General features: G+C 63.3%; 1 protein-coding gene. It reads left to right on the plus strand.

Annotated elements, in window-relative coordinates:
- The coding region (locus QSV46_RS40930; RefSeq protein ID WP_314964470.1) for a hypothetical protein at window positions 1–223 on the plus strand (223 nt) is incomplete at its 5' end.
- Window positions 224–240: the final 17 nt, after the last annotated feature.

Consider the following 240-nt stretch of genomic DNA (forward strand, 5'->3'; position numbering starts at 1 on the left):
CGATGGAATCAAGCGCACGGCCAAGATCATCGGCGACCGCCGCTGGAATCTTGCCATCGGGTGGAACCTCGATCCCCGCCATCTGGAAGAGAATTTGGGCCGTGGTACTGCCGCGCCCTTGCTCACCCATCACAGACGCCAGCTGACGTCGGAATTCGCCGAAAGCGGCGAGCCCGGCCGTGCGCTGAAGATCATCCGGCAGCTTCGCCGCCGCCACCATTGAATTGCGAAGAGCCGGCT

It is taken from the genome of Bradyrhizobium cosmicum, assembly GCF_032290525.1.
Taxonomy (GTDB): domain Bacteria; phylum Pseudomonadota; class Alphaproteobacteria; order Rhizobiales; family Xanthobacteraceae; genus Bradyrhizobium; species Bradyrhizobium cosmicum_A.